The sequence below is a fragment of the Paenibacillus xylanexedens genome, from assembly GCF_007676705.1.
Lineage (GTDB): Bacteria > Bacillota > Bacilli > Paenibacillales > Paenibacillaceae > Paenibacillus > Paenibacillus xylanexedens_C.
This window is the reverse complement of record NZ_VEBF01000975.1, coordinates 1-218: the sequence shown is the minus strand read 5'-3', so window position 1 is coordinate 218 and position 218 is coordinate 1. Positions and strand designations below refer to the sequence as shown.

1 protein-coding gene is annotated in these 218 nt (G+C 49.1%); it reads right to left on the bottom strand.

The features are described 5' to 3' along the window. Positions 1–16 precede the first annotated feature (16 nt). Positions 17–218, bottom strand: a 202-nt coding sequence (locus FS628_RS32495; protein ID WP_260871266.1) for an Asp-tRNA(Asn)/Glu-tRNA(Gln) amidotransferase subunit GatC, incomplete at its 5' end; no start/stop codon positions are given.

The following is a 218-nucleotide window of genomic DNA, read 5'->3' as shown; positions in this document are numbered from 1 at the left end:
CTATACCCTCCAACACCTACAATCCCTGACTGTCCCCACCCACCCGGATGACTTCCCCTCCATTCCCCATCACCTCTTCAATCCACACCCTTTCTTTCCTCTCATCATCACCCATAACATTCCTTACCTCCACAACCTCACTCCTCCCTTCCATCTCTTCTGTATCCACCTCATTCACCTTTTCTCCATATTTTAAAATCCCGTTCACCTCACCTCTC